9 protein-coding genes and 1 pseudogene are annotated in these 13,056 nt (G+C 65.5%); 7 read left to right on the top strand and 3 right to left on the bottom strand.

The annotated features are described in order from the left end of the window. Window positions 1-76: 76 nt before the first annotated feature. The gene (locus G455_RS0113105; protein WP_028094123.1) at window positions 77-1,510 is read right to left on the bottom strand and encodes a hypothetical protein; all 1,434 of its coding nucleotides are present in this window, start codon (window positions 1,508-1,510) and stop codon (window positions 77-79) included. Between the two features lie 192 nt (window positions 1,511-1,702). On the opposite strand from G455_RS0113105, the gene G455_RS0113100 reads away from it, so the two are divergent. Further along, window positions 1,703-3,775, top strand: a complete 2,073-nt coding sequence (locus G455_RS0113100; protein ID WP_035366727.1) for a hydantoinase/oxoprolinase family protein — start codon at window positions 1,703-1,705, stop codon at window positions 3,773-3,775. Further along, window positions 3,775-5,520 (top strand): hydantoinase B/oxoprolinase family protein, encoded by a 1,746-nt coding sequence (locus G455_RS0113095; protein WP_028094121.1) that lies wholly within the window; start codon window positions 3,775-3,777, stop codon window positions 5,518-5,520. The genes G455_RS0113100 and G455_RS0113095 overlap by 1 nt, the downstream gene beginning before the upstream one ends. A 338-nt stretch (window positions 5,521-5,858) precedes the next feature. Here the strand turns inward: G455_RS0113095 and G455_RS27185 are convergent. After that, window positions 5,859-6,173: pseudogene (locus G455_RS27185) on the bottom strand (LysE family transporter); the annotation flags it as partial. A gap of 187 nt (window positions 6,174-6,360) precedes the next feature. On the opposite strand from G455_RS27185, the gene ttcA reads away from it, so the two are divergent. From ttcA to yihA, 5 genes are all read left to right on the top strand, one after another. Next, a complete protein-coding gene (ttcA, locus tag G455_RS0113085) occupies window positions 6,361-7,257 on the top strand; it encodes a tRNA 2-thiocytidine(32) synthetase TtcA (protein WP_028094119.1) in 897 nt (298 codons plus the stop codon). Between the two features lie 68 nt (window positions 7,258-7,325). Next, window positions 7,326-8,873, top strand: a complete 1,548-nt coding sequence (locus tag G455_RS0113080) for a putative bifunctional diguanylate cyclase/phosphodiesterase (protein ID WP_028094118.1) — start codon at window positions 7,326-7,328, stop codon at window positions 8,871-8,873. A 119-nt stretch (window positions 8,874-8,992) separates the two neighbouring features. Further along, window positions 8,993-10,813, top strand: coding sequence for a membrane protein insertase YidC (yidC, locus tag G455_RS0113075; RefSeq protein WP_028094117.1), 1,821 nt, complete (start codon window positions 8,993-8,995; stop codon window positions 10,811-10,813). Further along, complete coding sequence (locus tag G455_RS0113070; RefSeq protein ID WP_028094116.1) at window positions 10,810-11,571, top strand: MOSC domain-containing protein; 762 nt, start codon at window positions 10,810-10,812, stop codon at window positions 11,569-11,571. Before yidC ends, G455_RS0113070 begins: the two co-directional genes overlap by 4 nt. Beyond that, the gene (gene yihA / locus G455_RS0113065; protein WP_028094115.1) at window positions 11,571-12,221 is read left to right on the top strand and encodes a ribosome biogenesis GTP-binding protein YihA/YsxC; all 651 of its coding nucleotides are present in this window, start codon (window positions 11,571-11,573) and stop codon (window positions 12,219-12,221) included. Before G455_RS0113070 ends, yihA begins: the two co-directional genes overlap by 1 nt. Window positions 12,222-12,242: 21 nt before the next feature. On the opposite strand, the gene G455_RS0113060 is transcribed toward yihA, so the two are convergent. Further along, the gene (locus G455_RS0113060) at window positions 12,243-12,962 is read right to left on the bottom strand and encodes an SDR family NAD(P)-dependent oxidoreductase (protein WP_028094114.1); all 720 of its coding nucleotides are present in this window, start codon (window positions 12,960-12,962) and stop codon (window positions 12,243-12,245) included. Between the last annotated feature and the right edge of the window lie 94 nt (window positions 12,963-13,056).

Here is a 13,056-nt window from a genome sequence, read left to right as displayed (position 1 = left end):
CGTGTCCGTTTCCCGGCTTCTGATCTTGTTAGTGTGCAAACAAACTGGTAACCGGTCCAGTTGATTCGCTTGTTTTCTATACGCCACGAGGCGATGCGAGCAACCAAAGCCCAAAAAATGTGTAGCCGACCATGAAGATCGCCAGCGGCGCTTGGCTGAGAAGAGCGCGGCGATTGCTGCCGAACACCCGCAGCGCCAGCGCATGCGCCAGCATCACCGCGATCACATGCCCCAGCACCACGGCACCGGCCTGGGTCAGCCAGATCGCCCGCATGGTATCGGTGGCGTTGAAGAAACCGGTGGTGACGTGCAGGTGCTGCAGCCCCTCGGCATGATCGTGGCTCAGCCCATGCACCAACCCATGGCTCAGCGCCCCGGTCCAGTCGCGCAGAAGCTCCAGCACATATTGGCCATCGACCAGCAGCGCGGTGTAGTAATGCGCGATGTGATAGCCCAAGGCGATCGGCAGCAGGGTCGGGGCAAAGATCCGCATCGCCGCACCCAACGCCATGTCGGAGCGGTTCAGCAGCAGCCCTGCCTTGATCGTCCCGGCGAAGATCGCCACCAGCAGGACGTTTGCGGTCAACAGCCCGACGACATTCTGCCAGACCACGGCAGAGCGGCCCGGAAACTCTAGCGGATTGATCCCCAGAACCCCGAGCCACCAGAAGGTTTCGTTCACCCCGTCGAAGCTGCCGCAGGCGAGAATCACTAGCATGAAGATCGCGAGCCCGCCCCGTGGCGCCCGGGTCTTCAGGAGCTGCCAGCCGAACAGCCCCAACGCCAGCCGCCCACCCCGACGGGCCAGCAGCGACATCTGGCGATAACAGCGCATCAGCACTGAAAGCCCCTCGCCCCTGATCATCCAGCGCGGCCCGAAGATCAGCCCGGCGATCAGCGTCAGCAGCCAATAGGCACCGGTAACCAACCCCAGGCGCGCCGGATCGACCGGGGCCGGATCGGCCATCAGGAAGCCGGCAAAGCCCAGAAAGGTGACGATCGCCGGCCCATAGCCCAGCCGGGCCGGCAAGTGCAGCGGCGACCGCAGCCCGGTCACCCGCCGGATCAGCGCCAGCGGCCCGCGCCAGGGATTGATCCAGCGCCAGATGTCGAAGAGCAGCCCCTGAAACACCACCACGCAGATCCAGAACACCGTCCAGATGGCCAGCACCAGGGGATTCTCCACCGGGTCGCGCGGCCCGGCGAAGCCGCTTGCCACCAGCGCCAGAACGCCCAGCGCCGAGAGGGTCGAGGTGACCAACGGTGCGGCACTTCGCGGCAGCGCGATCAGCCGCAGGGGGGCGAAAACGACCCCCAGCATCCCCTCGGGCAACACCGCCATCAGCATGACGGTCAGCGCCACCGCCGCCGCGCCCGAGGCGATATAGACATCCGTCGGCAAGAGCAGCACCAGCCCCTGTTCCGAGGCATGGGCCAGGGCCGCCCCGGTTCCGAGGATCAGGGCGAGAATCGCGGTGCCGAGCCGGCGCGGGGAAAGCATCTGTCGCATGAGCGCGAGTGTACCCGGGGCCAACAATAGGGAAAGTCCGATCCTGCCCCCGCATCCTTTTCCCGCAACCGCCGCCCCTTTTGGCAGCATGCTCACCTTGTTCGACATCAAGAGACCAGCGCCGTTGACAGCGCGACCCGCTTGCGCAGATCATTTGTGTACGAACAATATATATGGTGTGAGCGGATGGGCATGGCTGAGAAGACCCCGGGCGCAGTTGTCGGCGTCGATGTCGGCGGCACTTTCACCGATCTGATCGAGCTTGATCCAGGCTCGGGCCGGGTGCGGCTGGCCAAGGTGGCGAGCACGCTGGAGAACCAGGCCCATGGGGTGCTGACAGCCTTGCAGGAAGCGGGCTCGGATCTGGCCGCGCTCGATCTGATCGTGCACGGCACCACCACGACCACCAACGCCGTACTGGAACGCAAGCTGTCGAAGACCGGGCTGATCACCACCGAAGGCTTCCGCGACGTGCTGGAACTGGGCCGCCGTACCCGGCCGCAGGCCTATGGGATGAAGGGCGATTTCAAGCCGCTGATCCCGCGCAACCTGCGGCTTGAGGTGGCGGAGCGGATGGATGCCACAGGCGCCGTCCTGGTGCCGCTGGACGAGGCCGGGCTGCGCGCCGCCGGTCAGGCGCTGCTGGATCAGGGCTGCGAGGCGGTGGTGATCCATTTCCTCCACGCCTATGCCAATCCGGCGCACGAGCTGCACGCGGCGGACATCCTGCGCGAGATCTGGCCCAACGATCACATCACCATGGGCCATGCCCTGCTGTCAGAAAGCCGGGAGTTCGAACGCGGGGTGACAGCGGCCGTCAACGCCTCGGTCCAGCCCTTGCTCGACCGCTACATCCGCCGGCTGACCGACCATCTTGCCGCAGGCGGCTATGGGGGTGAGGTCTTGGTGATGAACGGCAACGGCGGCATGGTTTCAGCCAGACGCGTGGCGCTGGAGGCCGCCAAGACGGTGATGTCCGGCCCCGCCTCGGGCGTGATGGCGGCGGCCTATACCGGGCGGAGGTCGGGGCATGAGAACCTGATCACCTATGACATGGGCGGCACCTCGACCGACGTGGCGCTGATCCGGGGGGCGGAACCCACGGTGTCGAACGAGATCGAGATCGAATATGCCATGCCGATCCATGTGCCGATGGTCGATGTGCGCACCGTGGGCGCCGGCGGCGGCTCCATCGCGCGGGTCAATCCGGCGGGGCTGCTGGAGGTCGGACCGGAAAGTGCCGGCGCGCGGCCGGGGCCGATCTGCTACGGTCGCGGCGGCGACAGGCCGACGATCTCCGATGCCAACCTGCTGCTGGGCCGTCTGGATCCCGCCGGGCTGAACGCGGTGGAGGGCGGCATTTCCATCGACCATGTGCGCAACATCTTCGCCCGCGATCTGGGCGCGCCGCTGGGGCTCGACGCCACCGGCGCCGCCGCCGCGGTGATCCGGGTCGCCAATACCAAGATGGCCGGCGCCATCCGCATGGTCTCCGTCTCGCTCGGCGCCGATCCGCGCGATTTCGCGCTGTTTGCCTTCGGCGGCGCCGGGCCGCTCCATGCCACGGCGCTGGCGCGGGAATTGTCGATCCCCCGCGTGCTGGTGCCCGCGCGCCCCGGCATCACCAACGCTTTGGGCTGCGTGGTCGCCGATCTGCGCCATGACTTCGTCACCACGGTGAACAGACCGCTCGACACGCTCGACCCCGGCCACCTAGCGCAGGTCTTCGCCCGCCAGACGGCGGAGGGCGAGGCGCTGATCGGCAAGGAAAATATCGAAATCCGGGGCATTCGCCGGCTTTACAGCGCCGACATGCAGTTCCAGGGCCAGACCCATCTGCTGCGGGTGCCGCTGGATCGCCCGGAGGTGGCGGTCGAGACACTGCAAGAGCTGTTCGAGACCGCCTATTACAAACGCTTCCGCGTCGTCCTGGACGATATCCGCGCCAATCTGGTGAACGCCAATTGTTCGGTCATCGGGGCGCGCGCCGAACTGGACCTTTCGTCCCTGATCGACCCGGCCGAACGCAAGGCGACGCTGGATCAGGCCCAGATGTCGCGCCGCCCGGTCTGGTTCGCCGACAGGGACGCCGGCGGCGGCTGGCACGACACGCCCGTCTATTGGCGCGATTATTTACCCGAAGGCTTTGAGATCACCGGCCCCGCCATCGTCCAGCAGATGGACACCACCCTGCTGATCGACCCGGGCGACCGCGCCACCGGCGACGCCGACGGCAATATCATCGTCGAAATCGGAGGGGAGTAATGAGCCTCGATCCCGTCACCCTCTCGGTCATCCAGGCCGGGCTGCAGCAGGTCTGCGACGAGATGGACCTGAGTTTCTCGCGCGCCGCCTTCTCGCCGGTGATCGCCGAAGCCAACGACCGCTCGGACGGCATCTATGCCGCCAAGGATGGCGCGCTGATCGCGCAGGGGGCGCAGGGGTTGCCGGTCTTCGTCGGCACCATGCAGGATTCGACCCGGCAGCTGATCGACCGCATCCGGCGCGGCGTCACCCCCGCGCCGTCGCCCGGCGATATCTATATCGTCAACGACCCCTATCTGGGCGGCACCCATCTGATGGATGTGCGCTTCGCCATGCCGTTCTATCGGGGTGGCGCGCTCTATTGCTGGCTGTCGAATACCGGCCACTGGCCCGATACCGGCGGCTCGGTGCCCGGCGGCTTTTCCGCCTCTGCCACCGCCGTCGAACAGGAGGGGCTGCGGCTGCCGCCGGTGCGGCTGTTCAAGCAGGGTGAACTCGATCAGGAGATCTATGCGATCATCTGTTCCAACATCCGCGTCGCCGACCAGCGGATCGGCGACGTCAAGGCGCAGGCCGCCGCCCTGCTGGTGGGGGAGGAGCGGCTGAACGCGCTCCTTGACCGCTATGGCGAGGACACGGTGAGCGAGGCGATCGAGGAACTACGCCGCCGCGCCGCCACCCAGATGCGCGCCTTCATCGCAGATATTCCGGAAGGGACCTACCAGGCCACCGCCTGGATCGACAGCGACGGGGTGGTGAACGAGCCGCTGGCGATCCGACTGGCAGTGACCAGGGAGGGCGAGCGGTTGATCTTCGATTTCGCCGGCTCCAGCGCCCCCTGCGCCGGACCGATGAACTCGGTCCGCGCTACCACGCTCAGCGCGGTCTATCTGGCGATCCGCCATGTCTTCCCCGAGGTGCCGATGAGCGCCGGGGCGTTTGAACCGCTGGAGGTGACGGGGATCGAGGGCACCTTCCTCGATGCGCAATACCCCCGCCCGGTGTCGGGCTGCGCGGCGGAGGTGTCGCAGCGGATCGCCGAGGCGGTCTTTGCCGCGCTCGTCACCGCGCTGCCCGACCGGGTGACGGCAGCGCCAGCAGGCACCAGCGGCAATTTCGCCCTTGGCGGCCATGATCCGGCGCGGGGACGGGATTACGTGATGTATCAGATCTCCGGCGGCGGCTACGGCGGCAACGCCGATCATGACGGGCTGTCGAACGGCTGTTCCACCATCGGCATCTCCAAGGCGCCGCCGATCGAGATCATGGAGCAGGCCTATCCGGTGCTTTATCACCGCTATGCGCTGCATGAGGGATCAGGCGGTGCCGGGCTGCATCGCGGCGGCTTCGGCCTGGATTACGAGGTGGAGCTGCGGCGCGGCGAGGCGCGGGCGAGCTTCGTCATGGATCACGGCCGGACCGGGCCGCAGGGGGCGCTTGGCGGCGGCGACGGGGCGGTCAACCATGTTACCGTCTGGCGCGGCGGCGAGGCCTATGTCCCGCCGCATCTGTCCAAGGATCAGGACATCCCGCTGCGGGCCGGCGACCGGGTGCACGTCCGAACCCCGGGCGGGGGCGGCTATGGCGATCCGTTCCAGCGAGCGGTCGAGGCGGTGCGCCATGACGTCGAAATGGGGCAATACACCCCAAAACAGGCGGCCCGGCTGTTCGGCGTGGTGGTGACCGGCAATCCGCTGCGGTTGGATGAGGAGGAAACGGCACGGCTGCGGCAATCGCAGGACTGAGACCGCGCCAGGTTGAAAAAGTGGCTTGGGGCCGCAGCCGGGCGGCCTGTCCAATGGCGTGCCCCTGCTGCGGGCGGGAGCCTCCGGCGGCCGTATTTGGGACGAAGAGAAGGCAAAGACAGCGCGCTCTGCCTCAGCTCAGCGCCATCCAGAGCGCCACCGCGGCGAGGAGCGCGCCCAGCGCGCGATTGAGCCGCCGGGCCTGATGCGGGTCGCGGAAGCGGATCGCCAGCCGATCGCCGATCAGGCTCCAGACCGCGAAGGCCAGCGCGTTTCAGGGTGAAAACCGTGGTGATCCAGAGGACGCCGGCGGCCTGGCTCATCGGCCCGAGGAATTGACTGAACATCAACACGATGATCACATAGGCCTTGGGGTTCAAGAGCAGGAGCACCGCGCCATCGCGCGCGCCCATTGGCCGGGCCTGGGCCCCCTGGGCCACCGCTCCGGCCCGCCAGATGCCGAACGCCAGCCAAAGGACATAGCCGGCGCCGGCCCATTTCAGCAGGGAGTACATGAGCGGCGCCTGCGCCAGTGCCGTGGCGAAACCGAAGCCCAGGGCGGCGGTGACGATCCAGGTGGCGAGGTGATAGCCGAGGCTCGCCGGTAGCGTTGCAGCCAGACCGAAGCGTGCGCCGGTGGCGGCGAAGATCATGTTCCCCGGCCCCGGGCTGTAGGCCAGCGGGAACAGGAAGGCGAGCAACGGCAGGGTCAGATCGGGCATGGCGGATTCCTTTGGCTGCAACACCCCTTTCATCGCCTGCCCCGGTTCGCTTCGGCGACCCGGTTCCTGCGCATTGCCACCGCTTGCCCGAAGCGCTGGTTTCAACTAAAGCCGGCCCATGCTTGACGAGTCCGACGATATCCATCCGCTGTTCCACGGTGCGCCCTCGACCACCGAGTTCAAGAAGCTACGCAAGCGCATCGTGCGGGCGACGCGCGAAGCGATCGAACACTATGGGATGATCGAGCCCGGCGCCCATGATAAGGATGCCAAGCCGACGCGCTGGCTGGTCTGCCTGTCGGGCGGCAAGGATAGCTATACCCTGCTTGCCGTGCTCCATGAGCTGAAGTGGCGCGGCTTGCTGCCGGTCGACATCTTGGCCTGCAACCTGGATCAGGGCCAACCGGGCTTTCCCGCCACCGTGCTGCCGGAGTTTCTTGAGCGCATGGGCGTACCGCACCGGATCGAATATCAGGACACCTATTCGGTGGTGATGGACAAGGTGCCGGCCGGGCGGACCTATTGCGCGCTCTGTTCCCGCCTGAGACGAGGAAACCTGTACCGAATCGCCCGTGAGGAGGGCTGTTCGGCGGTGGTTCTGGGGCACCATCGGGACGACATCCTGGAAACCTTTTTCATGAATCTCTTCCATGGCGGCCGGCTGGCGACCATGCCACCGAAACTGGTTAACGAAGAGGGCGATCTGTTCGTCTACCGCCCGCTCGCCCATGTCGCCGAGGAGGATTGCGAGAAATTCGCCCGGGCGATGAACTATCCCATCATCCCTTGCGACCTATGCGGATCGCAAGACGGCCTGCAACGCCAGCAGGTCAAGCAAATCCTTGATGGATGGGAGAAAAACTCTCCCGGTCGCCGGCAGGTGATGTTCCGGGCGCTGACCAATATCCGCCCCTCGCACATGCTGGATCCCAAGCTGTTCGACTTCGCCGGGCTGATGCGCGGGATGGGCGATCCGGGAAACGACAGCGACGACAAGATTCCTCGACTGCGTTAACATCCCAGTCAGAACATCGGGTTACGGTCATCTTGTGCGAACTGACGCAAAAGGTGAAAGGCCCCGTGATGCAACTGCCCAAATCCAGCCCGCTGACCCGGCTGCGCAACAGGATCCTGCCGGTCCTGATGGGGCCGCCGATCCTGGCCTTCCTGCCCGCGCTCACCCTTGGCGTGTTCTGGCTGTGGGGAGAGGCGGCCCTGGTCATCGTCTCGCTCGGGCTTCCGTTGCTCTTCGCCTTCGTGGGCGCCTTCGACGACCGCGCCCGCACCCCGGCGACGCCACGCGACGGGGTGACGGGGCTGCTGCTGCGCGAAGGGTTCGAAGCCGCGCTCGCCCGGGTTTATGCGGATACCAAGCGGTCCGGGCTCAGGTCCGCCTGTTTCGTTCTGGAGCTGGACGATTACAAGGAACTGACCGAACGCCACGGCATGGCCGCCGCCGATCTTGTGGCGCAGAGCACCGGCGAACGCATCAGCGCAGCACTGCGCAACGACGATGTGGTGGCGCGGATCGGAGACAGCCGGTTTGCCGTTTGCCTCACACCGGTGCGCATGCTGGATCTGGAACTTTGCATCCAACTTGCCGGCCGGATGCAAAGCGCCGTGGAGGATCCCATCGCGCTTGATGCAAGCACTGTCTACATGACCGCCTCGGTCGGCCTGTGCATGCGCCGCCGCGCGCCGGGCAACGATCCGGCTGGCTGGCTTTCCGCCGCGGGCGAGGCGCTGACCGAAGCGCAACGCAACGGTCCCTCGGGCATCCGGGTCTATACCAGCGACACACACCGCCGGTCGCAGGCGCGCAACGATCTGCGTGAAGAAGCCGCCTTCGCGCTGGAAAACGGCCAGATCCAACCCTGGTATCAGCCGCAGATTTCCACCGATACCGGGCAGATCACCGGGTTCGAGGCGCTGGCCCGCTGGATCCACCCGGTTCACGGCATGCTGCCGCCGGACAATTTCCTGCCTGCGCTGGAAGAGGCCGGCCTGATGGAGCGATTGGGGCAGGTGATACTCTATCACGCGCTGACCGCCCTTAAGGCCTGGGACAGCGCCGGCGTCGATGTGCCCCGAGTCGGCGTGAACTTCTCCCCCGAGGAGCTGCGCAACCCCGGGCTGGTCGACCGCATCCGCTGGGAGCTGGACCGCTTTGACCTGACGCCGGACCGGCTGGCAGTGGAGATCCTGGAATCGGTGGTCAGCACCGATCCGGATGATACCATCGCCCATAATATCGCGGGCCTCGCCAAGCTGGGCTGCAGCATCGACCTGGACGATTTCGGCACCGGGCATGCCTCTTTCTCCTCGATCCGGCGCTTTGCGGTGTCGCGGATCAAGATCGACCGCTCCTTCGTGATGAAGGCGGATCGCGATCCGGAACAGCAGCGCATCATCACCGCGATCCTGACTATGGCGGAACGGCTGGAGATCGAAACCCTTGCCGAAGGGGTGGAGACGGTCGGGGAGCATGCGCTGCTGGCGCAGCTTGGCTGTGATCATGTGCAGGGCTTTGGCATCGGTCGGCCGATGCCCTTCGAACAGACGCTGGACTGGATCGCCAGCCATCGCGCAAAACTGCGCGATGCCCCCCGGATCGGCCGCGAAACCGGTTGATCCGCCCCGGTCGCCCGGGGGCGGCATCGACAGCGCCCCGGAAATTGCTTGACCTTTGGGGCGCTACTCTGTTGAACCCACCCTGTCATAGCATAGGCAGCACAAGGTGGCAGTCCCCGATGGACGATCAGAACAAGAACCTTATCCTCGCAACGGCGCTTAGCTTTCTGGTGATCCTAGGGTGGTTCTTCTTTTTCCCGCCAGAGGAACAGGCAGCGGATCCCAATGCGCCGCAGGTCGCCCAGACCGAGACCGGCAGCAGCAACAGCCTGCCCTCTGCGGCACCGAGCGCTCCGGCCTCCGCGGCCGCCGAAACCTCGGCCTCGCCCGAGGCCGCTGTCGCCGATGCGCCTCGCATCCGGATCGACACCCCGCGGCTGTCGGGCAGCATCTCTCTGCTCGGCGGGCGAATGGATGAACTGGCGCTGAAAGATTACCACGAGACGGTCGATCCGACCTCTCCTATCGTTCAGATGCTGCACCCCGTCGGCGCCTCGGACGCCTATTACGCGCTTTACGGCTGGGCCCCGGGGGCCGGGCTGGCGCTGGACGACGTGCCGGGGCCGAATACCCGCTGGTCCCTTCTGTCCGGCGATACGCTGAGCGTCGGCTCTCCGGTGACGCTGGGTTGGCAGAACGGCAAGGGCCTGACATTCAAGCGCGAAATTTCGGTGGACAACAATTACATGTTCACCGTCACCCAGTCGGTCGAGAACGCCAGCGGCTCCACCGTCGGCCTGGCCCCCTATGGGGTGCTGGCCCGTCATGGCCTGCCGGTTGGCCCGAAAGGCTTTTCGGTCGTGCATGAGGGCGTGATCGAAATGGCCGACGGCACGCTGACCGAAACCAAATACAAGAAGATGAAGGACTTCGACTATCAGGAGCGCGAAGGCGCCCGGGCCGAAGTTCAGCAGGTGCAGGAAAACGGCTGGATCGGTTTCACCGACCACTATTGGATGACCACGCTGATCCCCTCGCCGGGCAGCGCCTTCAAGCAGGTGGCGAAATACGACGACCGCCGCGACATCTATCAGACCGAAGCGGTGCTGCCGACCGAAACGCTTGGCGATGGGCAAACCGCCTCGGTCACCACGCGGCTGTTCGCCGGCGCCAAGAAGTGGGAAACCATCCGCGCCTATGAGCGGTCGGGGATCGACCGGTTCATCGATTCGATCGACTGGGGCTGGTTCTTCTTCCTGACCAAGCCGATTTTCTGGCTGCTGCACAACATTCACACCCTGATCGGCAACATGGGCTGGTCGATCATCGCCCTGACCCTGATCCTGAAGGCGATCCTGTTCCCGCTGGCGTTCAAATCCTACGTCTCGATGGCGAAGATGAAGGAACTGCAGCCGCAGATGGAAGCACTGAAAGAGGCTGCCGGCGACGACCGCCAGAAGCTGCAGCAGGGCATGATGGAGCTTTACAAGAAGGAGAAGGTGAACCCCGCCGCCGGCTGTCTGCCGATCCTGCTGCAGATCCCGATCTTCTTCTCACTCTACAAGGTGATCTCGGTCACGATGGAACTGCGCCACGCCGCCTGGTTCGGCCCGTTCCAGGACCTGAGCGCCCCCGATCCGACCTCGATCATGAACTTCTTCGGCTGGGCCCCCTGGCCTGGTCCCGAGGCGGGCAGCCTGATGGCGACGGTTCTGATCGGCATCCTGCCGCTGCTGCTGGGGATTTCGATGTTCCTGCAGCAAAAGCTGAACCCGGCGCCGACCGATCCGACGCAAAAAATGATCTTTGCCTGGATGCCCTGGGTCTTCATGTTCATGCTGGGCGGCTTCGCCAGCGGTCTGGTGGTCTACTGGATCACCAACAACACGATCACCTTCACCCAGCAGTATCTGATCATGCGGATGCAGGGCTATAAGCCCGACGTCTTCGGCAACATCAAACAGACCTTCAAGAAGGCTCCGCCCGAGGACAAGAAGTGACGGCAGCGGTCAGGGAAATCTGGCGCCATCCGATCAAGGCCCACGGGCGGGAGCGGCTGGCGCAGGTCGATCTGACCGCAGGCGCCGCCCTGCCCTGGGACAGGGCCTGGGCGGTGGCACATGAGGCGGCGCGCTTTGACGAGGCCGCGCCCGCCTGGGCGCATTGCCGCAACTTCACCCGGGCCGCCGGATCGCCGTCGCTGATGGCAATCGAAGCGCAGGTGGATGAGGCCGCCGGCCGGATCAGCCTGACCCACCCGGCCCGGCCCGACATCACCATAGACCCGACCGACGCGGAGGATGCCAAGCGCTTCATCGCCTGGGCCGGCCCCATCACCAACCCCGGCCGTCCACAACCGGCCCGGCTGGTGCGCGCACCGGATCAGGCGATGACGGACACCGATTTCGCCTCGGTCTCGTTGATCAACCTGGCCAGCCATGCCGCCGTCGAAGCGGAGTTGGGTCAGGTGCTGTCGCCGCTCAGGTGGCGCGGCAACCTGCTGATCGACGGCCTGGCCCCCTGGGCCGAGATGGATTGGCCCGGCAAGACCCTGCGTCTGGGTGAGGTCGAACTGGAAGTGGTCGAGCCGATCGTGCGCTGCATGGCCACCACTGCCAATCCCGAGACCGGAGAGCGCGATGCCGACACGCTCGGTGCGCTGAAATCCGGCTGGGGTCATCAAATCTGCGGCGTCTACGCCCGGGTGACCCGCGGCGGTCGCCTGAGCGAAGGCTCTACAATCGAGGTTCTGGATTGATGCAACTGCCCTTTCCCCAAGCTGAAGAGCCCGATGCCCAGACCGCCGAAAACGGCAGGCTGCTGTTCGCCGGCCCGTCGGAATTCGTCAAGGGCGTGGTCGCCATGTCCGGCCTGCCGCCCGCCGACCGGGTCGAGGTCTGCTTTGCCGGTCGCTCCAACGTCGGTAAATCCAGCCTGATCAACGCGCTGACCGGCACCAAGGGGTTGGCGCGCGCGTCGAACACCCCCGGTCGCACCCAAGAGATCAACTTCTTCACCCAGGGTCCCGACCTCTATCTGGTCGACCTGCCCGGCTATGGCTATGCCAACGCGCCGCTCAAGGTGGTGGAGAAATGGCAAAAGCTTCTGAAACAGTATCTTTCCGGCCGTCAGACCCTGCGCCGCGCCTTCGTGCTGATCGACGCGCGCCACGGGGTCAAATCCGTCGATGACGAGATCATGAAGCTGCTCGACAGTTCGGCGGTCACTTTCCAATGCGTGCTGACCAAGGCCGACAAGGTCAAGGCTGTGGACCGCGACAAGGTGCTGGCCCAAGTGCGCGGGGCGCTGGCGAAACACCCCGCCGCCTATCCCGAGATTGTCCTGACCTCTTCCGAAAAGGGCGATGGCATCGCCACCCTGCGAGCGATCATTAACAGTCTGCTCTGATCCCGCCCCCGGCTGCCCGGCTCAGACGTGCTGGGCGCCGTTCACCTCGATCTCCGTGCCGGAGATATAGGAGCTTTCCTGCGAACAGAGGAAATAGATCGCCGCAGCGACCTCCTCGGGCTGACCGAGACGGCGCAACGGCAGGTTTTCGACGATCTTTTCCGTGCCGGGGCTGAGGATCGAGGTTTCGACCTCTCCCGGAGCGATGGCGTTGACCCGCACCCCGAGCGGGCCGAAATCATGCGCCATCTCTCGGGTCAGCGCCGCCTTTGAGGTCGCATAAGCGGCCCCCGCGAAAGGATGCACCCGGCTGCCGGCGATCGAGGTGACATTGACCACCGATCCCCTAGCTGCGGCCAGTTCCTCCCGCAGGCCGCGCGCCAGCACGACCGAGGCGAAGAAATTCACGTGGAACACCTTGCCCCAGGTCAGAAGATCGGTGTCGATCGTGTTGAGCCGTTCGCCATCGGGCCCTTTCGGCGAGATACCGGCATTATTCACCAGCGCATCGAGCCGGCCCTCGAGCATCTCTTGTATCACGCCCACGGCGTTGATCGTCTCTGCCGGATCGGAAAGATCGAGCTGGACATGATTCTCCCGCCCGCCGGGCCAGGGGCACCTGTCGGAAAACGGCTGTCGCGAACAGGTGATCACCCGCCAGCCCTCATCACTGAAGCGGCGAACGGTGGCGTGGCCAATGCCCCGGCTGGCGCCGGTCAACAGCAGCGTCTTCTGTGTCATGATCGCCCCTCCGACGAAGTTATCCGAGCGGATTCTAGCAGCCGTGACGACGGCGGCAACGGACACTTGGCAGAGAGGGCGGAAGCGCGTAACA

This window comes from Pseudodonghicola xiamenensis DSM 18339, from assembly GCF_000429365.1.
Classification (GTDB): domain Bacteria; phylum Pseudomonadota; class Alphaproteobacteria; order Rhodobacterales; family Rhodobacteraceae; genus Pseudodonghicola; species Pseudodonghicola xiamenensis.
This window is presented reverse-complemented; position numbering and strand designations above follow the sequence as displayed.

Bases quoted from the DNA above. Each gene is read 5' to 3' on its own strand.
- G455_RS0113105 (WP_028094123.1), bottom strand. From the start codon at position 1,510: ATGCGACAGATGCTTTCCCCGCGCCGGCTCGGCACCGCGATTCTCGCC.
- G455_RS0113100 (WP_035366727.1), top strand. From the start codon at position 1,703: ATGGCTGAGAAGACCCCGGGCGCAGTTGTCGGCGTCGATGTCGGCGGC.
- G455_RS0113095 (WP_028094121.1), top strand. From the start codon at position 3,775: ATGAGCCTCGATCCCGTCACCCTCTCGGTCATCCAGGCCGGGCTGCAG.
- ttcA (WP_028094119.1), top strand. From the start codon at position 6,361: ATGCTTGACGAGTCCGACGATATCCATCCGCTGTTCCACGGTGCGCCC.
- G455_RS0113080 (WP_028094118.1), top strand. From the start codon at position 7,326: ATGCAACTGCCCAAATCCAGCCCGCTGACCCGGCTGCGCAACAGGATC.
- yidC (WP_028094117.1), top strand. From the start codon at position 8,993: ATGGACGATCAGAACAAGAACCTTATCCTCGCAACGGCGCTTAGCTTT.
- yihA (WP_028094115.1), top strand. From the start codon at position 11,571: ATGCAACTGCCCTTTCCCCAAGCTGAAGAGCCCGATGCCCAGACCGCC.
- G455_RS0113060 (WP_028094114.1), bottom strand. From the start codon at position 12,962: ATGACACAGAAGACGCTGCTGTTGACCGGCGCCAGCCGGGGCATTGGC.